Source organism: Bianquea renquensis, assembly GCF_014384895.1.
In the GTDB taxonomy this organism is placed as follows: Bacteria; Bacillota; Clostridia; order Lachnospirales; family Bianqueaceae; genus Bianquea; species Bianquea renquensis.
In genome coordinates this window covers 1-18,602 of sequence record NZ_JACRSQ010000044.1, presented here as the reverse complement: position 1 = coordinate 18,602, position 18,602 = coordinate 1, and the positions used below count along the sequence as shown (strand labels likewise).

Below are 18,602 nucleotides of genomic sequence, written 5' to 3'. Positions count from 1 at the left end.
CATCCAGAATCCGTCTTGGAATAACGGTTGATGTCTTTTCCCACGAAGTATCGAGTTAGAGCATAGTTCCATAATAACATGGAACGGAGACAAGATGGTTGTCGTTGGCCATCTAATTGTAGAGGCAGGTGTGATCCGTAGGGATCACACCTGCCTCTGTGTAGAGCTATCGATTTCCCGACAGCCCCTTTTTGGACGGACCAGCGTGCAAAAGGAGGCCCCGCGGGCAGGGTCGAAACGACCATGCCGGCGGGGAAATAGGATGGAAAATGCACGCCGGCGAGGTGAAGAACGGCAGCACCCAGCGGGCACACGGTCGCAAATTCTCCTCCCACAGCGCCGAAACGACCATGCCGGCGGGGAAATAGGATGAAAAATGCACGCCGGCGAGGTGAGCAACAGCAGCACCCAACGGGCACACGGTCGCAAATTCTACGCCCACAGCGCCGAGATGATCTAGCCAGCGGGGAAACGTGAGGAAAAATGCACGCCGGCGAGGCGAAGAACGGCAGCACCCAGCGGGCACTCAGAGACAAATTCTACGCCCCCACCGGCGAAGCGATCATGCCGGCGGGGAAACTGAATAAAAAATGCACGCCGGCGAGACGAGCAACTGCAGCACCCAGCGGGCACTCGGTCGCAAATTCTCCTCCCACAGCGCCGAAACGACCATGCCGGCGGGGAAACTGAATAAAAAATGCACGCCGGTGAGATGAAGAACAGCAGCACCCAGCGGGCACTCGGTCGCAAATTCTACGCCCCCAGCGCCGAGATGATCATGCCGGCGGGGATGCACGCCGGTGAGATGAAGAACGGCAGCACCCAGCGGGCACTCGGTCGCAAATTCTCCTCCCACAGCGCCGAAACGATCATGCCGGCGGGGAAACTGAATGAAAAATGCACGCCGGCGAGGCGAGCAACTGCAGCACCCAGCGGGCACTCGGTCGCAAATTCTACGCCCCCACCGGCGAAACGACCATGCCGGCGGGGAAACTGAATAAAAAATGCACGCCGGTGAGATGAAGAACGGCAGCACCCAGCGGGCACTCGGTCGCAAATTCTACGCCCCCACCGGCGAAACGACCATGCCGGCGGGGAAACTGAATAAAAAATGCACGCCGGTAAGATGAGCAACTGCAGCACCCAGCGGGCACTCGGTCGCAAATTCTACGCCCCCACCGGCGAAACGACCATGCCGGCGGGAAAACTGAATAAAAAATGCACGCCGGCGAGGCGAGCAACTGCAGCACCCAGCGGGCACTCAGAGACAAATTCTACGCCCCCACCGGCGAAACGATCATGCCGGCGGAGATACAGAATGAAAAATGCACGCCGGCGGGCAGGCTTCCAATATATGTAAGGGCAGGACCATCCTTTTCCCGACAGCCCCTTTTTATTTTTGTGGGAGATACAGCAAAGAAGCAGGGCCTCTCCTGCTATGCCCTGCTTCTGCCAAGATGGATGCTCAATTCTGTTTATGCATGAAGGCGCGGATCTCACTCTCGGTGAGAGCCCGTTTCGTAATCAACATGTTATCGATTTCGCCGACAAAAATGTTCTCGGAGTACATCGCATTTCGATACCGGCCGATCTGCACCACCTCCGTGTTGGCATTATTATATGTCCAGACGGCCCTGCTGGTCTTAACCCATTCTCCGTCCACATACAGACAATGCTCATCCTTTGCACGGTTGACAAAAGCGACATGGTGCCATTCGCCGTCGCACAGTGGAGTGTTATAATCAATCCAGCTTATGTTCTCAGCCACTCCACTTTTTTCATTCCAGCGCAAAAACTCCAACCCTCCATCCTCGAAAACGGAAAATACGTAGTCGATGTTGGACAACCGGTTATCCGGCCTGCCTTTGGATACGATGGAGCCCCCGTCTATAGTGCGAATCCATGCGCCCACGGTAAATTCACTGTTCGGGTCGCCAAACTCCAAATGTTGCTCATGCTCGACTGTCACCCAACTATTAACTGCGCAGACGCTTAAACATTTTCCGTAGCCTGGCATACTGTCGATAAAACTTCCCTTTACGATTCTGCCAATCATTCCTGTCGTAGAATTTCCATTGCCTTCAAATTTCCACTCCAGATCGATGGCGGTCGGCTTGTCTTGCTGCATAGCGACATAACTTGGAATGACTTCCGCCATATAGACATCGTCAAAATAGACCCTATTCAGCCCGCTATTTGCCGTCCTACTCAGGCGAATGACTACCGAGTCCTGTTGTGCTGTAAAGGTACAGCTCACCTGCCTCCATTTGGTGCTATTTTCAACAGTTTTACTCACAACAGTGGTCCCATCCGGGTTCATCACGTTAAGGTTCCCTTTCAAATCGGAGTCCACCCTGTACCAAGCGGTCAACTGGTATTGCTTCCCTATTTTCAGGTTGGAGACGGTCTGCACTGCGGCGCTTGTCCCCTCCATCAAGTACAGCGCCTGGTAATTATTCACATGTCCGTCCGCATCACTCCATCCCGATTTACTGCTATCAAATTCAACATTGATGACACCATTGCCTTCGAGACTCCAGCTACCCTCGTCCCCCATGTCAAAGCTTCCATTTTTCACTAGATTTTGAAACCGGATGCTATTCGTTTTCGATGTAACCTGCGGCGGATTCATAAAATCATGGCCGGCCTTCCACGGGCTCTCGCCACTCTCATATGCGCCGAGATCCGGGAATAGATTTTTATCCGGCGTAATTCCAGAGAGAATCAGTCCTTGATCAATGCAGCCGGCCTTGTCGGCTGCCAGCGTATAATCTCCTTCAGCGGGGTTTGCCAAATATTGACCCGCATTCTCTTTATTGTGGTATTCAAGTCCACTACTGCCTAAGAGCGGCCATGAAATAGTACCAGTAAAAATATTGTTGATCAGAGCAACCCCCGTGGCGTCAGCTCTATCACCCTTGGCCACTTTCACACTGCTAAAGTTGCCGCCTACGGTATTATTGTAGAACAGACAGTACTCGCTCGGCTGATTCATCTGCATATTGCAGTCTTTTAGAACGTTGTGGTGAACAATCATATTGGAACAGAGACCGTCCAGATACAAGCCCTGCACATATTTCTGCCCGTCGGTTTTTTTCATGTCCGTTATGACATTATATGCGATCTCGCTGCCCTCTCCGTCCATGGACGAGAGATACAGGGCTCCGCCGTCGTCCACGAGCTTCATCCCCTCTGCCATGACATTGTAGGTGATCTGGCAATTATAAAAACCGCTCGTTGCCGCATTGATCAGAGAACGGCCCGCACTCTTCATCGTATTGTGGGAAATCAAACATTTCCTCGCATTGATAAGATGTACGGCGCAGGCGTAGGAGCCAATGTAATCCACATCGTGAATGAAGTTATTGACAATGGAATGGCCCTCCCCGCTGACATATACGCCATTGCCAGAGCAGTATGCGATTTCACTGTTTTGCAGCGTATTTCCGCTGCCCAATATCTGAATTCCACCCTCTCCTAAGCCCTCTCTCTCATTCGAACCCCAGCACTGGGCTCCCATACAACCCTCGCCAGATATGGAGTGCTGAGCGTATTCGGCGGTGATCCGGTTGAGCACGCAGCCGGATGTGGCATTGTCCATCTCCACGCCACATCCGAAAAAGTGAAGATTCTCGATCCGTATGTTGGATTTTCCATTGAGGATAAAGCCGTTGCGTTGACTCTTATAGCGCACATAGAGATCCCCTGTATAGCCCTTAGGCGGTATAATATAGAGCGCCCTTTCATCTGCATCATAATACCACTCTCCCGGCTGGTCCAACAGACACTTGGCATCCTGTATGAAATATAGGCCGCCCGACTGCACGGTCAGCTTACTTTGGCCTGTGCTCTGCGCAAAATGAATTTTATTGGATTTGGTGTCCACCGCTGTGATCCTGCTAGTCCAGCAGCTCCACCCCTCTGTTTTCCTGGGGGAATACCATATCTGGGCCCCCTTCAGACCATCCACATCTAAGTTAACCTTTAGGTTGATCACTTGGCTATTTAAGGTGTACTCCCCGAAGCTGACCTCAGACAAATTGGTGGGAAAGAGTTCCCCCATCTCCGTCGCGTTGCCGCTGCGGGCCAGGGTCATCATCTTGCCAGACCGTGTGTCCTCGCTTGTCCACTGATCGTAAAAGAAAACTTGATTCTCATCCCGAGTGCCATTGTTATCTGTCCCCCACATTTCTACGTCTTGCGCCTTGAAAATGGCATAGTCGCTTTCTAAATTAGCCTTCTCCCATCGCTCCGGCTCGATTTCCGTTAGGCCGCTGATGACTACATTTGCGCCGGTTGCCGCCTGAAATGTGATGGGCTTGCCCACAGTCCCGCTGTTGGCCGGTTCAATAGGCCCCTCATATGTTCCCGACTCGATGATGCAGGTGTCCCCGGCCGTCATCTTAAGAGCTGCCTTTTGAATGCTGCTCCATGGGTTTTCGTAGGACCCGTCCCCGTCATCGCTTCCTCTCTCTTTCGACACATAGAATCGATTGCCATTATTCTCTTGGGCATGAGCCTTCGGAGCTGTCCCGGCGATGGAACACAGAAGGCTGAGCGCACAAACAATGGCCGCTGCTTTTTTTATTTTATTCATCACGCTGTCTCCTCTGTCTTCGGAAATATACGTCGAACGCCGGAAAGAGCAAAGCCGCTCTCGCGGCCTCGCTCTCCGGTATTCGCAATATCATGTTGAGGCATTATTTTTGAGTCTTCCATTGGTCCAATTGCCGCTGCAATTCATCCATAATATCCTGATACCCTGCGTCCATCTTGGCCTGTGTCATTTTGGCCTGTACTTCTTTCTCTTCCTCTATGGGCAGCAGGCCATAGGTTCCTCCCGTTGCGAAGGTCCCCTCAACGGCGCCGACGTTGGCAATCTGATCCTTCACATTCGTGTCGTCAAAGTAGAATCCCAGGAGATGGCTCATTTTGGCTTCCCCATTCAGTCTCTTGGTCTCCTCCCAGACGTCGTCGTCCTGTCCATCCACCAGATACGCATTAAACTGACAGCCGATTGCCCAGGCCAACCCGCTATACCCGCTTGTCACCTTGATCCGCGTATCGGATTCCTTCGTATAGTGCTTACCCTCCTCACCGAACACCAACAGATTATACAGTTCCTTATCGGTGTTGACCAGGTTAATTAACATCATCGCCCTCTCGGGGTTTTCCGATGTGCGGCTGACGGCGGTCACCGTCGCGGTTATGGATCCTGTTGACAGTACCGGCTGGCCCATGGGCTGCACATAGACATCATATCCATATCGAGTCTTCATGTCCGCTTCCACGCCCGGCTTGTACACATCTTCCCACATGAATAATTTTCCTGCGCTGGTTAGATCAGAGGTATTGATACCGCCAACGCTGACATCGGCCGGAAAATATTCTTTCTCATACCACTCTCTTGCAAGCGCATAATCCGCCTGCTTCCGCTCCAAATACTCAGCGCTGTCGAGAGGAACCACCTTGAGATCGCTGTCAACCGCTACCGTCGATACGGTCTCCCAGTAGTTATCCATATCGCCATAGTCAAATTTATTATAGTCCGGCGGGATCGTCGTCATGCTTAGATCCGGTCTGTTGGCCTTGACCTTTTCAAAGATCGGTGTCAGATCGGACATCGTCTTGATGGCAGCGATCTCCTCCTGCAGACCGAGTTCGTCCACAACATCCTTCAAGAATACAAGCGCCGGATATCGGAAGGAAACCTGGTAGTTTGGCACTCCGTAGATTTTTCCGTTGATTTTGACGCCATTCCAGATTGTGTCCGGTATCATGTCGGCGGTTTCTTTGGCATATTGGTCGATCAGCTCATCAATGGCGATGAACGCGCCTTTGTCTACATTATCCTTATAGGTAAAGAGCCAGTCCGATGTGTAGCAGAGATCAAACTTTTCATTGCCGGCCGCCTTCAACTGCATCTTCTGTGCATACTCGCCCATGGCGATGGGAACGAATTCGAGGGTTGCGTTAATCTTCTCCTCCACGATGGCACTTGCCTTGTCAAATACTTCTTTGTCGTCGTCGTGGGTGTCGCCCAGGGTATACCAGATCAGATTTACCTTTTCCAGTTCCGGCGCAGTCGCCTGGCTGTTCTCGGCGCTACTGTTTGCCTGGGAGCTATTCTCTTGGGAGCTGTTGGGCTGCGAGCTGTTCTCCTGAGGCTTTTTGCTGCACGCGGCAAGCGAGACCAGAAGCAAGATGATTGCCATGCCCAGGGACAATTGTTTCCATTTCATTTTTGGTATCCTCCTTTTATACAGTGTTATATGATAAAGGGGTTCCCCTTCATCTTCCTCTAAATGCCGACTTTTCAAACTACCCCTTAACGGATCCAATCACAAGACCCCGCACAAAATATCGTTGAAAGAAGGGGATGACCAAGAGCATTGGGCCGATGGCCACAACCGCCATGGCCATGCGCACACTCTCCGAGGGGACTTTAAAATCATTGAGAACCGAAGCCGGCAAACTATTCATATTGTTTGTAATGGTCTCCAAATTCATCAGAATTTTTTGGAGTAGATACTGTAACGGATACAGTTCTTGCTTGCTTATGTATAGAAGCGCCGTCATCCACTCGTTCCAACGGGCCACCATGCAAAAGAGACCAATGGTCGCAATGCCCGGCTTTGAGAGGGGGATGACCAGAGAAAAGAAAATTCTGTACTCACTCGCCCCGTCGATGTACGCCGACTCAATGATTGCCTCCGGAATATTGGATATGAGCGTCCGAAGAATAAAAATGTTCCACGCGCTCACCAAGCCGCTCAGTATAAAGACGAGCAGCGTGTCCTGCAGGTGCAACACCTGCGTTGTCAAAATGTAGGATGGCACCAAGCCCCCGCCAAACAACATTGTAAAAAACAGATATCCCGAAACGAATTTTCGGTAGGCAAAGCACTTGCGCGACAGGGAATAGGCGCACATCAGCATGAGCAGAACACTCAGGAACGTGCCGACCAGCGTGATATAAATGGTAACGCCATAGGCATTGACCATCTGCTGCGGATTGCGAAAGACAAATTCATAGGCGATGGTACTCAGACTACGGGGAAATAGGCGGTACCCATACTCATAGATGGAGGCCTCCTCTGTAAAGGAGATGGACAGAAGCATAAGCAGCGGTATCAGAAAACTGCAGCTGAGTATAATAAAAAATAGGTGAATGGGAATTCGATATAGATTATGTCTTTTCCTGCTCATATCTGCCTCCTAGAATAACGAGTAGTCTTCATCAATGGATTTGACGATTTTATTCGTGGCAAGGACAACGATGACGCTTAAAATCCCCAGGAGAAACCCTGCCGCCGTACTCCTTCCAATCTCATTGGAATCCATCAAGGAGCGGAAAATATAGGTATTCATCACCTCTGTCGTCGGGCGCAGAAGCGCGGAATTTCGCGGTACTTGATAAAACAAGCCAAAGTCGCCTCCAAAAATTCCACCAATTCCCAGAATAAATTGAATCAGGGTGACGGGTATCAGATGCGGAATGGAAATGTGCAGCGCCATCTTCCAGCGGCCGGCCCCGTCTACGCGGGCCGCATCGTAATATTCCGAATCAATGCCGACTAATACGGCATAGTTCAAAATGATACCATACCCCATGCCCTTCCAGTTGTATGTAAAAATAAGAATCCCAGGCCATACGGAGGCGTCAGAATACCATTGCTTAGGCTCAAGGCCAACGGCCTTCAGTATCTGGTTGACCCATCCGTACCCGGGGCTCAAAAACGCGTATACTATGAAGGCCACCACAACCCATGACAAAAAGTAGGGAAAAAACATGGATGTCTGATATATCTTGATAGCGGTTTTGTTCCGCAGCTCATTCATCAAGAGCGCAATCGTCGTATTGATGATCGTGGCGAGCACAAGAAAGGTCAGATTATAGATAACGGTATTGCGCAAAATACGCCCTACTGCAGAACTAAATACAAATTTAAAATTCTGCAATCCTACCCACTCACTCCCCCATATTCCCAGATCATAGCGGTAATTCTTGAAGGCTAACACAAGACCGCCAATGGGCACATAATGAAAAATTAGTAAATAGAGTATCGCTGGCAGGGTCAGAATCAACAGCTGCCGGTTCTTCTGAAATCGGATCCATCTCTGGTTCTGCCGCTTCACTTTGGCCATATCCCCAATCATCTCGCTTCCCAAAATTATTGATTCATACAATTGTCAAGCCTTTGGTATCACCCCCGGCTTTTATTTAATATTATCAGCGGGAAAGTCCCATGTAAAGTTCAAGATGATAAGAATCGGTCCGATTTGGAATGGACTTTAAAAGGCTATCTTATGATTTTTGACTTGATCTAACAATTTCGTACTTTATTTTTTAACAGGCCTATGCTATGCTTACATCGTAACCTTATTTCAATGCAATCGGAGGTCTGCATACATGAAGCAAAGGCGGAATTTTTCGGCCCATTCGTATGTCACGCATTTTCAGGGGTACCTTTTTCAAATTTTCATAGGGTTTTGTTCGCTCAGCATCATATTGATCTGTGTCACGGCATACACTGTCGGCCAAATGAGTATGGACCGTCTATTAAAGAAAGAGCAGGCCTCGAATCAGCGGCTCCTAACTCAGATTGCTCAAAATTTTGACTCACTCAACCACTATATTACAGAATGCAGTTCCAATCTATATCTGCTTGACGATGTCTCGCGCCTGCTTCGCACCCCGGAGCTCTCCGATGTCACCCAATACCTCACAGTCCGGAATATACAGGCGAGCACAAAACTGCTCCCCTTTATTGACTCCATCTATTTTTACAATGCGTTGAATGATAAGTGTTATTGTTTTTATATCAACCAAAACTCTGCGGTGAAGTTGTATTCCTCCGCCGAACTTCCGGACCGGGATGCGGCTCAAATTATAAAGGGCCAGAATTTATCTCCGCTGATCCCGTATCTGCGCAAAAATGTGTCACTCCTGGATACCAGCTCCGACGTCTTAACCTACGCTCTGTACGAGAAAAACTATGAGACCGGTCAGCTGTACTCTTGTATTGTATTTAACGTTATACCCCAGTGGCTTCTCGACAACTCGGTCTACATAAATATGGATCCTGCCAGCACAATTGTCATCGCCGGTGAAGAGGGAAGAATTCTGGCGGATACCTCCCAAAATTTTGGAACCCACCTCAGCGGCCAGGCCTTCTATCAGACATCGCTAGAACTTTCAGACAGCACAGGCGCTTACACTGCTAGCATCGAGAATGAGACGTATTTTATAGCCTATTACCACCTATCAAACCCTGACTTTTACTTTTATTCCATTATCCCAACAGCGAAATTATATGGGGACCTCCATTTCGTTGTGCGGACTACGGTTCTAATCTCCATCTCTCTTCTGCTCCTGGCAATATTCACGGCATATTTTGTCTCGAAGCGCTTGTCCCACCCGGTCATTCAACTGTATCAGAATATGCGGACTCTCTGCAATCTAACTCCTCCGGAGGCATCCAATGAGTTTTACGGAATGAATCTAATCGTTACCCAGACCCGCAAAAAGCTCACGGATCTGGAAACGGAACACACCCATGCTTTATATCTCGTTCGGTTGGATTTTCTCCGCAATCTTCTGCAAAAATGCCTCGGGGAAGAAGAGCTGAAAAACTCGCTGGACTCGCTGTCCATGCCCCTCCGGCCAGTGAGTCCCACTTTCCTGCTGCTAGCGGACTACGACGCTGGGGATCTTTTATTCTGGGACGCTTCGGGACAAAAAATGGATGATCCCTCTGTTCTTCTGCAAAAAATATTTCCCCCTCACCTTTTCCTGTCGGAAGTCCTCATATTCTCTCAGAGCCGCTCTGTCTTTTTTCTGCAACCCTGTGATGCCACTCTATCCTATGATGAGATCTTTAAACTCTTATTGACGCCAATCCAGCAGCTTCAAAGTGAATTCCGCACAGCCAACGCCCACGGCTGTACCTTGGCCCTCAGCCGGCTGTATTCCAGTTTGACGGAGATGGCCCATGCCTATCAGGAAACCTCGGAACTGATGGAATATCGCCTTATACAGGAAAATGACGCCGTTCTGACAACGCAGTATTTAGATGAATGCCTCACTGAATTTCCGGATTTCCTGGCGGAGCAAGCTGAATCTCTCCAAAAAGCCTTAAAAAATGGCCAACTTGACCTTATGGTGAATCTGCATAATTCAATTTGGGATTCTCTGACCGCCTTTTCCATCGATACGATTCGGTACAGCATTTTCTACCTATCCATCATGGTCTTTCAATCCATATATGATTTGGAAAAAACGGGATTTTCCTTTGAAGTCAGCTATTCTAAATTCATCGATACAATCTTCTCAAGCGCGGAAGGAAAACGGATCAACGATGAATTTATCCTTCTGTATCAGACCGTCGCTGGGGTTCTTCAACAAGACAAAAATCAAAAAAATCCTTGGCATCCACTGGCGTGCAAGGTGAGACAATACATTCTCGATCATTACGCCATCCCCTATCTTTCACTGAATCTTATAGCAAAGGAGCTGAAATACTCAACCGCCTATCTCGGGCAAGTATTTCACGCGAATTTTAACACATCGGTGTCCGGATTCATCAACGAGGTGCGTCTAGAAAAAGCGACCGCGCTTTTAACAGGAAGCGACCTAGGGATCGATAAAATCCTGAAACAAATTGGCTGGGAAAGTCAAAAATACTTCTTTACTGTTTTTAAGAAAAAATATGGGATGACGCCAATGCAGTACCGAATGATCCACCGCGGCGACGAATCGTGATAAATGAAGGGGGCGCAGTTACTTCTGATTCATATCCGCTTTTGCTTTTCTGTTTTTTCATGAACAGGAAGCTTTCGTTCGGGACCAAACCTTCCAAATTTAATGGCAAAACCAGTTGATAAGCCTCGCCAAATTTGGTATACTCTTTATGGTATTTTATGTATTTGGTCATATTTACTTATACCGTGGATTGCGGACTCTATGAAGTCCGTTTTCTGTTTTTAGACGCAAAAAAAGCTGTACTCCGGTAGAGGATGCTTCTACTTTTGCAACAGCCCCATGCATTCTTGTATTTTCAAGCGCTTATGCCTTTCGTCTTTGTGAGCTCGGCAGTCCTTCCAATTAGAAAAAAATTTTTAAAAATTGACCTAGTATGTCAACTTTTCAAAAATATATGACATACTGTGTTCTTCTCAAAACCACATTTTTCGATTATTATATAATATAAGAAGAACACATTGTTAATAATGCGACTACGAAAGGACGATACATATGCTGGCGAATATTCAGTTAGATTACAAAGATCTGGGGAGACAGATCCAGCTACGGCGCAAGCAGCTCAATCTTACGCAGGAGCAGCTGGCGGAAAAGATTCCCTGCAGTCTTACGCATCTCTGTCGTATAGAACGAGGCAATAAGCCTGGACTTGAAGTCTTGATTCGAATCGCGACACTGCTCAACATAAGTCTGGATGATCTTTTCTGTCTATTCACGCCGCGGGATACCACGCTGATGGAAATTCAACGGCTTCTTGCCAATCGCACGCCGGCAGAGAAGAGAAAGGCGCTGGATATACTCACTGCCCTTTTCCAGGATTCCCGCTCCACGCCATCCCCCTCTATCGTCCGTGAGACCGATGAGCGCGACGACGGGTATGGTGAGGACGGGTTGCCATCGCCGGATGATGGAGCCGATTTCGATGCGCCAGAGTCAGTGCCGATGGATCATATCAAGATCAAGGCGGACGGTCCCTGCCAGGACAAGTTTTTTGATCCGATGATATAAACATAATGTTTAAAATTGTATACAATTAGTCGCCAATATAACTCTGATCTATGGTAATAATGGGATGGAATCTTGCATCCCGCTGCCTCAAGAGTTCCTCGATCTCGGCACGAATCTGGGCTTTCGTTTGGCAACGCTCATAGGGCACCTCCACGTCAAAGATCAAATTGATCTGTTTCTTTCCATCCAGCATACGAAAGTCATGCATTGTAAAGCGCGGGTCGACTTGTGAGATGCATTCCTGTGCGATTTCTCTCATTTCATTCACCCTTTTATCGTCGATGACGATAGGGTCCAGATGGATCAGAACTGTAATTCCCAGTTTCTCTGAGATCTCGCGCTCCGCCTGATCAATGATTTCGTGGGCAAAGATGATGTTGCTGTTGGCTGGCACTTCCGCGTGGAGTGACGCGAGTATCTTGTTTGGCCCATAGTTGTGCACGATAAGATCGTGGACCCCAACAATCTCCTCGTGGTCGAGGACAAGCTCCTTGATTCGCCGCACCAACTCCTCCGAGGGAGGCGTTCCCAATAGTGGACTGATGGTGTCCAGCAGGACGCGGACGCCGCCTACCAGGACCACCACGGCTATGACAACGCCCAGATACCCATCGAGAGGAAAGCTGACGAACTGACTCAGCATCAGCGACAGCAAAGCCACCGACGTGGTGGCGACATCGCTGATGCTGTCAAACGCTGTTGCGTCCAGCGTCTCCGATCCCCCCATCGCTTTGCCGAACCCTTTATTCAGGTATCCCATGAACAGCTTGACGCCAATGGCCAGAACTAGGACGATGAACATGGGTATGCTGAATTCGATTCCACTCTCCGCTGGGTTGAGGATCTGGTCGAAGGAGCTTTTGATAAACTCAAATCCCACGACCAGAATCAAGACCGAGACGACGACGCCAGCGATGTATTCGATCCGGCCGTAACCAAATGGATGCTTCTTATCGGCTGGCTTGGCCGACAATTTGAAGCCAAGGATCGTGACCAGGGCTGAGCCCATGTCGGTTAAGTTGTTGAAAGCGTCCGCCGTTACCGCCACACTCCCGGAGATGATCCCCACAAGAAGTTTTCCGATAAAGAGAAGAAGATTCAGGCTAACATTGATCCAGCCGCTCAAAAGGCCAATTTTTTGCCTACTCTTTTTGGAATGCAGTTCTGTATCGCGAATAAAAATCGAAATCAGTTTTTGTATCATATGGATTCGCCTCGTATTTAAAAATGTTATTATTATACCATATGTTATTTTTAAGTTCAAGGCCTGTTGTATAACAATTTATAAATGCAGAGATATATGAGACCATTTGCCGTCTTCGAAGCGCGTTTTAAATCTTTATCCAATTGATATAGGTCTTGATGAAAGAAAAGCGGAATCCACTGTTGCAATGGATTCCGCCTTCTTTTGCTTCAAAGACATAGGCTCCCGCTCTCAGGCATCGGTTTCCTTTGCCTTTATAAGAGCACTTCCCGCCCTGTCTGCGCGGATGTGTACATCGCCTGCAAGATCTTGATCATGTCCACACCCTGCTGCGGCACAAACATGGGCTCAACGCCGTTTTGCAGGACATCATAGAAATGCCTCAAGTTTGCTTCATGCATCTGCATTCCGCGGCTATTATCGATATTTGGAATCAGGTCAACTGTCTGTCCATACTCTTCTGTAAAGATTTTTAGCTTCTGATCAACGCTGCTCCAGGTGGAACCGGATTTTGTTCCTCTCAGCTCGACAAAAAACTGTTCCTGCTCGATATTCGATGCCCACGAGAATTCAATCTGCAGGCACGCGCCGTTTTCAAAGCGGATAAATCCCATGGCGAGATCCTCCACATCGAAGATCCCATCCGCCTTTGCGTCCCCGAAGGAAGAATTGACAGAATCCGATATATCGCCGCCGTCGGCGAATTTTGAATAGGTGCATCCGCTCACGGATACCGGCCGAACGCTCCCCATAAGCCAGACGGTCAGATCGATCATGTGGACGCCCAGGTCGATCAAAGGGCCTCCTCCGGATTGCTCCTTCGTTGTAAACCATCCGCCTTTTCCTGGAATCCCACGCCTCCGCTGCCATCCGCACCGGCCCGCGTATATCTCTCCCATCTTGCCATCCTGAATGTACTGCTTTAAATACTTGGAGGTTTCCCAATAGCGATTATTGCGCATGACCATCAGCGTCTTGCCACTCTGCGCCGCAGCGGCCTGCATTTTCTCTACCTCTTCCACGCTGACAGCATCCGGCTTTTCACTGAAAACATGCAATCCTTTATTCAGCGCCTTCACTGCAATGATGGAGTGCAGATAGTTCGGGGTACAGATGTCGATGGCGTCCAGTTCCGGAAGATCCAGCATCTCCTCATAGTTCTCGAACACATGCGGAATACCATATTTCTCAGCCGCCGCTTTCGCCCGGTCCACTTGAATATCACATACCGCTGCCAACTCCACCGTATCCATCTTCGCGTACGCTGGAAGATGGGCGCCGTTGGCGATTCCTCCCGCTCCTACCAATCCGACTTTTGTTTTTTTCATCCTCATCTCTCCCTTGCCTTTTTTTAGCATTTTCTCATATTTTGTTTGAGATTTCAAGTCTTTTTTCCAATCTCACTGAAAACTGTACTATTTTGTCGGAGTTGTGGGGTATTGCCGTCCCGCATGATCGATAGTATATTCGCCTTCCAGTAAAAGCTCCGACACCGGGACTACAGTGTATCCTTTCTCTTCAAGCCCCGTAAGAATCCGATCCAACCCCGCCGCCGTGTATTTTGCATTGTTGTGGAACAGCATGATCGAGCCGTTTCGAAGATTTTTATTGTCCAGCACCTGCCTGATCATGGGTTCAAGTCCTTGTTCTTTCCAGTCGAGGCTGTCAACATCCCATTGCACAGCTTCATACCCCAACCGCCTGGTCGTCTGAATCACCTGGTCATTGTAGGATCCATAGGGCGGGCGAAATAACGTCATCTCAATTCCCAACAGTTTCTTGATTTCTTCATGAGTATCCATGATCTCCCGCTCCATCCCCGCCTCATCCATCTTAATCATATCGGCATGGGTATTTCCGTGATTGGCAATCTCATGCCCGGCCTCGTACAGCTTTTTTACAGCTTCCGGATGATTTCGAATCCAACAGCCACAGAGAAAGAAAGTCCCTTTCACATTATGCTTGCCAAGAATTTCAATCAGCTGATCTGTATCATCCGCGCCGGCAGCCGCGTCAAAGCTGATGGCAACTTTTTTCTCCTCCGTCTCCACACTGTAAATTGGAAGCTGCCGCACTGAAGCTGCGGCGCTCTTCGTCCCTGGATCCTCTAAATACAGATGCGCAAATGAGGCTCCACAGAGGATGAGCAAAAATGCCATCGCTATGTACGATAGAGCTTCTTTCTTCCCAACTACATATACTTTCACAGTTGTTTCCCCCTGTTGCTCCGCCTATATATCAGTATATGATGGGAGGGCCGTCCATTATTGCGGTATGGCGTCCATTTTGCGGCAAACTCGCAATCTATGAAAAGAATCTTGCACATTTCAAAAAAAAATGCTATGCTATGTACAGAATTCTACTTTCTTACCTCGGGGGTATCATGAACAATCATCGCAAATTTTTTAAAAAGACGGATCTATTGTTGATAGGCGGTCTCTGTGTCCTTGCCCTCATCCTACTGCTTGTGGTTACCTTATCGTCCCCTAAAGGAACGACGGCGCAAATTTATTTACACGATGTCTGTGTCATGACCTGTGATCTCTCGGAGGATTCGATCTTCCAAATCGACCAGGCGCCGGAGGTTACATTTCAGATTCAAGATGGAAAAATACGATTTTTATCCTCGGATTGTCCGGACCAGGTCTGTGTTCGGACAGGCTTTATCAGCCTTGCAGGGCAAACCGCTGTCTGTCTTCCTCACCGCCTCGTCGTTCGAATTATATCCGATTCGCCCTCTGATCTCGACGTTATCATATAGACTGAAAGGAATTGTGCCATGTCCAAATCTGTTCGGCATGTTGTGTATCTGGGGATTTTATTTGCTCTTGCTATCACCCTGTCCTGGGCTGAATCCCTGATTCCGCCACTCCCTTTTCTTCCACCCGGTGTTAAGCTAGGGTTATCCAACGTAGTCACGATGTACTGCTTATTTTGTATCGGTTGGAAGGAAGCTTTCCTGATCGCGCTCCTCAAGGGGGCGTTCGCCTTTGTCACGCGCGGGGCCACCGCTGGATTCTTATCCAGTGCTGGCGGTATTCTTTCTGTTCTTGCGCTTCTCCTCTGCGTTCGCATTTTCAAACAGCGCGTCTCCTACACTGCCCTCAGCATAACCGGTGCTACCTGCCACAACTTGGGTCAGCTGTTGGTGGCGTCTTTCCTCGTTGATACGCCCCTATATCTGTTCTATCTACCGGTTCTACTGCTATCGGGTATCTTTATGGGCGCAATAACAGGCCTATTGCTGCGGACCGTGCTGCCCTTTTTACACAACATCGCCCCTGATCAAAGGGAGGTTTCCCCATGAATACACGTATATCCATTGTGTTGCTGTTGCTTCCTCTGCTAGGCTTCGCCGCAACTGGCTGTCAGGCACAAAAATATGAGGCCTCCTTTTCCGATCTATTTGATACCTACACCACCATAACCGGATATACCATGTCAGAGGATGAGTTCTCGGATTACGCTGCGGTGATCTATGATACGATGTTGTACTACCATCAGCTCTTTGATATCTACCACGAGTATGAGGGGATTGTCAATCTCAAAACCATCAACGACAATGCGGGAGGTTCACCCATCGTTGTCTCCCAAGATCTCTTTGACTTTCTCCAGTGGGCGAAGGAGGCCTACTCCATAACCAGTGGGAGCGTCAACGTCGCCTTAGGTCCTGTCCTGCGCCTCTGGGAAGACTGCCGGACAAAGGCGGAATCCGCCTCCATTCCCGATGCCGCCTCTCTTTCGGAAGCGCTGCTTCACACGCATATCGATGCGTTGATCCTAGACCCTTCCACCTGCACGGTCTGCCTGTCTGATCCGGAGGCCTCTCTCGATGCGGGAGCACTGGCAAAGGGATACGCTGTCGAGGCGGCGGCGAAGAGGGCCCGCGATGCCGGCTTCACTTCCGGCGTGATCAATGCTGGTGGCAACGTTCGCTGTATCGGCACACCACAGGTTAGGCATCGCAACGCCTTTAGCATTGGAATTCAAAATCCTGATGAAACCGCGGAGAACCCTTTATTTGATACCATTCAGGTTTCAGACCTCTCCATTGTGACCAGCGGAGACTATCAGCGGTATTTTATTGTGGATGGGACGCGCTATCATCACATCTTAGATCCGACTACCGCCATGCCGGCCGACCGTTTTCGCTCTGTTACTGTGATCCACGCTGATTCAAAAATTGCGGATATGCTCTCAACTGCCTTGTTCATCCTCCCATATGAGGAGGGACTCTCCCTTGCCAACTCCTATGAAGCCGAAGTTCTCTGGATCTTCGGAGATTTGACATGGGAAGCCACCGAAGGGTACAAAGCCATGTCCCAGACGCTTACACCGTAAAGCCTGCATCCCCAGGCGGAAAGGAATCTCATGATTCGATACCTTCTTCTATGTCTGCTGCTTGTTAGCGTAACTGCCTGCTCCACGGAGCCAAAATCCTCCTCAGAATCCATGTTTTCATCTTCGGAAGCCCCTTCTGAGTCTGTGGAAATGTCTCCTCCAGAACCTGAATCCTCCTCCCAAGATGAAGACCTCCTTGCCCTTCTCAATCCTGAGGGTATGACAGTCGAGAGTCGAATCCAACCGCCAGCTGGGTTTGTAAGAGCAGATGCGACCCCTTCTTCTTTTGCACACTACACTCGCAGCCTGCCGCTGAAACCGGATCAAAGTCCTGTTCTTCTCTATGATGGCTCAGAAAAGGGGGATCAGAGTGCCCATATCGCAGTCCTCTCCCTCGACGTGGGGGATCGGGACTTACAGCAATGTGCCGACGCTGTCATGCGAATCACAGCTGAATACCTATTTGCAAATGAGCGCTATGATGAGATTGGATTTCATTTAACCAACGGCTTCTATTTTCCATATAGCCAGTGGCGTTCCGGCAAACGCCTTGTGGTAGAGGGAAATACCACGACTCTTGTTCAAAAGGCAGAGGAAGATTCCAGCTATGAAACCTTTCGCAAGTATCTAAACATGGTATTTGCCTACGCGGGAACTCTATCCCTAGCCGAGGAAAGCACTCCTGTTACAGATATAAGCTATATCAAAACTGGCGATTTCTTTATCAAGGGTGGGAGTCCCGGACATGCTGTCATCGTGCTGGATACAGCCGTCAATGAAGACACGGGAGAAATCGCATTTCTGCTGGCGCAGAGCTATATGCCTGCACAGGATATCCACATTCTTCGCAATCCTCTTCATATCGATGACCCATGGTACTATACCCATGAACTCACCTTTCCATTGAAGACTCCCCAATATATATTCGATAACGGGAGTCTGAAAACCCTAGGGTATTAAAGAGTGCCGTTGCACTAGCGATTGAATAATCGTCAGCGCGACGGCACATATAGTGTGAGGAATGTCCTGCGTCTCCCCAATAAAAAAAAGCCTAACCGGCCGATGTGTGAAGTGGGGACGCACCTCTTTTTGTGTAGAGAAGCCCCTTGGTTTGGGTTGTCTTGCTCCGTCCCTCTTTCCTCTTTACAGCACGAGGTATTGCAGGATCATGTTGTGGATTCTCACCATGTCCACCCCTCCGTCCTCCTCGTCCCGCGTCACCAGCAGGTTCCTCCCTTCCTCGATCCCTGCTCGACGGTACGCCTCCTCCTTCTCCTTCCACCTCTT

General features: G+C 49.2%; 17 protein-coding genes. 10 read left to right on the top strand and 7 right to left on the bottom strand.

Annotated elements, in window-relative coordinates; genetic code table 11:
* The first annotated feature begins 483 nt into the window (after positions 1-483).
* The 4 genes from H8730_RS16205 to H8730_RS16195 all read left to right on the top strand — a co-directional run bounded on the left by H8730_RS16205 (position 484) and on the right by H8730_RS16195 (position 1,485).
* Positions 484-690 carry a hypothetical protein gene (locus tag H8730_RS16205; RefSeq protein ID WP_249290186.1) on the top strand — a complete coding sequence of 69 codons (207 nt, stop codon included), beginning with the start codon at positions 484-486 and terminating at the stop codon, positions 688-690.
* Between the two features lie 7 nt (positions 691-697).
* The gene (locus tag H8730_RS16200; RefSeq protein ID WP_249290185.1) at positions 698-997 is read left to right on the top strand and encodes a hypothetical protein; all 300 of its coding nucleotides are present in this window, start codon (positions 698-700) and stop codon (positions 995-997) included.
* Positions 998-1,004: 7 nt separating this feature from the next.
* Entirely contained in the window at positions 1,005-1,130 is a 126-nt protein-coding gene (locus H8730_RS17760) for a hypothetical protein (RefSeq protein WP_283244020.1), read from the top strand.
* Between the two features lie 88 nt (positions 1,131-1,218).
* Complete coding sequence (locus H8730_RS16195; protein ID WP_249290184.1) at positions 1,219-1,485, top strand: hypothetical protein; 267 nt, start codon at positions 1,219-1,221, stop codon at positions 1,483-1,485.
* Here H8730_RS16195 and H8730_RS16190 read toward each other — a convergent pair.
* The 4 genes from H8730_RS16190 to H8730_RS16175 form a co-directional block, all read right to left on the bottom strand.
* Positions 1,466-4,597: a LamG-like jellyroll fold domain-containing protein gene (locus H8730_RS16190; RefSeq protein ID WP_177719756.1), complete on the bottom strand. Its 3,132-nt coding sequence runs from the start codon at positions 4,595-4,597 to the stop codon at positions 1,466-1,468. The two genes, H8730_RS16195 and H8730_RS16190, sit on opposite strands and share 20 nt — an antisense overlap.
* Before the next feature lie 103 nt (positions 4,598-4,700).
* On the bottom strand, positions 4,701-6,242 hold the full coding sequence (locus tag H8730_RS16185; protein ID WP_177719757.1) for an ABC transporter substrate-binding protein: 1,542 nt from the start codon (positions 6,240-6,242) through the stop codon (positions 4,701-4,703).
* A 79-nt stretch (positions 6,243-6,321) separates the two neighbouring features.
* Entirely contained in the window at positions 6,322-7,209 is an 888-nt protein-coding gene (locus H8730_RS16180) for a carbohydrate ABC transporter permease (RefSeq protein WP_177719758.1), read from the bottom strand.
* 9 nt (positions 7,210-7,218) lie between these two features.
* Positions 7,219-8,160, bottom strand: coding sequence for an ABC transporter permease subunit (locus H8730_RS16175; RefSeq protein ID WP_177719759.1), 942 nt, complete (start codon positions 8,158-8,160; stop codon positions 7,219-7,221).
* A 253-nt stretch (positions 8,161-8,413) separates the two neighbouring features.
* Between H8730_RS16175 and H8730_RS16170 the strand changes: the two genes are divergently transcribed.
* Both H8730_RS16170 and H8730_RS16165 read left to right on the top strand, forming a co-directional pair.
* Positions 8,414-10,765 (top strand): AraC family transcriptional regulator, encoded by a 2,352-nt coding sequence (locus H8730_RS16170; RefSeq protein ID WP_177719760.1) that lies wholly within the window; start codon positions 8,414-8,416, stop codon positions 10,763-10,765.
* A gap of 492 nt (positions 10,766-11,257) precedes the next feature.
* A complete protein-coding gene (locus H8730_RS16165) occupies positions 11,258-11,770 on the top strand; it encodes a helix-turn-helix domain-containing protein (protein WP_177719761.1) in 513 nt (170 codons plus the stop codon).
* A 25-nt stretch (positions 11,771-11,795) separates the two neighbouring features.
* On the opposite strand, the gene H8730_RS16160 is transcribed toward H8730_RS16165, so the two are convergent.
* The 3 genes from H8730_RS16160 to H8730_RS16150 form a co-directional block, all read right to left on the bottom strand.
* Positions 11,796-12,974 carry a cation diffusion facilitator family transporter gene (locus H8730_RS16160; protein ID WP_177719762.1) on the bottom strand — a complete coding sequence of 393 codons (1,179 nt, stop codon included), beginning with the start codon at positions 12,972-12,974 and terminating at the stop codon, positions 11,796-11,798.
* A 254-nt stretch (positions 12,975-13,228) separates the two neighbouring features.
* Positions 13,229-14,302 carry a Gfo/Idh/MocA family protein gene (locus H8730_RS16155; protein ID WP_177718498.1) on the bottom strand — a complete coding sequence of 358 codons (1,074 nt, stop codon included), beginning with the start codon at positions 14,300-14,302 and terminating at the stop codon, positions 13,229-13,231.
* Positions 14,303-14,389: 87 nt separating this feature from the next.
* Complete coding sequence (locus H8730_RS16150) at positions 14,390-15,181, bottom strand: polysaccharide deacetylase family protein (RefSeq protein ID WP_177718496.1); 792 nt, start codon at positions 15,179-15,181, stop codon at positions 14,390-14,392.
* 176 nt (positions 15,182-15,357) lie between these two features.
* Between H8730_RS16150 and H8730_RS16145 the strand changes: the two genes are divergently transcribed.
* Genes H8730_RS16145 through H8730_RS16130 form a run of 4 tightly spaced genes read left to right on the top strand, consistent with a single transcriptional unit; the run spans position 15,358 to position 18,275 of the window.
* The gene (locus H8730_RS16145; RefSeq protein WP_177718494.1) at positions 15,358-15,735 is read left to right on the top strand and encodes a NusG domain II-containing protein; all 378 of its coding nucleotides are present in this window, start codon (positions 15,358-15,360) and stop codon (positions 15,733-15,735) included.
* Positions 15,736-15,753: 18 nt separating this feature from the next.
* A complete protein-coding gene (locus tag H8730_RS16140) occupies positions 15,754-16,281 on the top strand; it encodes a Gx transporter family protein (protein WP_177718492.1) in 528 nt (175 codons plus the stop codon).
* The gene (locus H8730_RS16135) at positions 16,278-17,315 is read left to right on the top strand and encodes an FAD:protein FMN transferase (protein ID WP_177718490.1); all 1,038 of its coding nucleotides are present in this window, start codon (positions 16,278-16,280) and stop codon (positions 17,313-17,315) included. The genes H8730_RS16140 and H8730_RS16135 overlap by 4 nt, the downstream gene beginning before the upstream one ends.
* A 30-nt stretch (positions 17,316-17,345) precedes the next feature.
* Positions 17,346-18,275, top strand: coding sequence for a DUF4846 domain-containing protein (locus H8730_RS16130; protein WP_177718488.1), 930 nt, complete (start codon positions 17,346-17,348; stop codon positions 18,273-18,275).
* Positions 18,276-18,602 lie beyond the last annotated feature (327 nt).

What these genes read in the sequence shown, in the direction of transcription:
- H8730_RS16200 (WP_249290185.1), top strand. Translation starts at nt 698, where the DNA reads ATGCACGCCGGTGAGATGAAGAACAGCAGCACCCAGCGGGCACTCGGT.
- H8730_RS16175 (WP_177719759.1), bottom strand. Translation starts at nt 8,160, where the DNA reads ATGATTGGGGATATGGCCAAAGTGAAGCGGCAGAACCAGAGATGGATC.
- H8730_RS16205 (WP_249290186.1), top strand. Translation starts at nt 484, where the DNA reads ATGCACGCCGGCGAGGCGAAGAACGGCAGCACCCAGCGGGCACTCAGA.
- H8730_RS17760 (WP_283244020.1), top strand. Translation starts at nt 1,005, where the DNA reads ATGCACGCCGGTGAGATGAAGAACGGCAGCACCCAGCGGGCACTCGGT.
- H8730_RS16185 (WP_177719757.1), bottom strand. Translation starts at nt 6,242, where the DNA reads ATGAAATGGAAACAATTGTCCCTGGGCATGGCAATCATCTTGCTTCTG.
- H8730_RS16165 (WP_177719761.1), top strand. Translation starts at nt 11,258, where the DNA reads ATGCTGGCGAATATTCAGTTAGATTACAAAGATCTGGGGAGACAGATC.
- H8730_RS16180 (WP_177719758.1), bottom strand. Translation starts at nt 7,209, where the DNA reads ATGAGCAGGAAAAGACATAATCTATATCGAATTCCCATTCACCTATTT.
- H8730_RS16140 (WP_177718492.1), top strand. Translation starts at nt 15,754, where the DNA reads ATGTCCAAATCTGTTCGGCATGTTGTGTATCTGGGGATTTTATTTGCT.
- H8730_RS16190 (WP_177719756.1), bottom strand. Translation starts at nt 4,597, where the DNA reads ATGAATAAAATAAAAAAAGCAGCGGCCATTGTTTGTGCGCTCAGCCTT.
- H8730_RS16195 (WP_249290184.1), top strand. Translation starts at nt 1,219, where the DNA reads ATGCACGCCGGCGAGGCGAGCAACTGCAGCACCCAGCGGGCACTCAGA.
- H8730_RS16130 (WP_177718488.1), top strand. Translation starts at nt 17,346, where the DNA reads ATGATTCGATACCTTCTTCTATGTCTGCTGCTTGTTAGCGTAACTGCC.
- H8730_RS16160 (WP_177719762.1), bottom strand. Translation starts at nt 12,974, where the DNA reads ATGATACAAAAACTGATTTCGATTTTTATTCGCGATACAGAACTGCAT.
- H8730_RS16135 (WP_177718490.1), top strand. Translation starts at nt 16,278, where the DNA reads ATGAATACACGTATATCCATTGTGTTGCTGTTGCTTCCTCTGCTAGGC.
- H8730_RS16145 (WP_177718494.1), top strand. Translation starts at nt 15,358, where the DNA reads ATGAACAATCATCGCAAATTTTTTAAAAAGACGGATCTATTGTTGATA.
- H8730_RS16170 (WP_177719760.1), top strand. Translation starts at nt 8,414, where the DNA reads ATGAAGCAAAGGCGGAATTTTTCGGCCCATTCGTATGTCACGCATTTT.
- H8730_RS16155 (WP_177718498.1), bottom strand. Translation starts at nt 14,302, where the DNA reads ATGAAAAAAACAAAAGTCGGATTGGTAGGAGCGGGAGGAATCGCCAAC.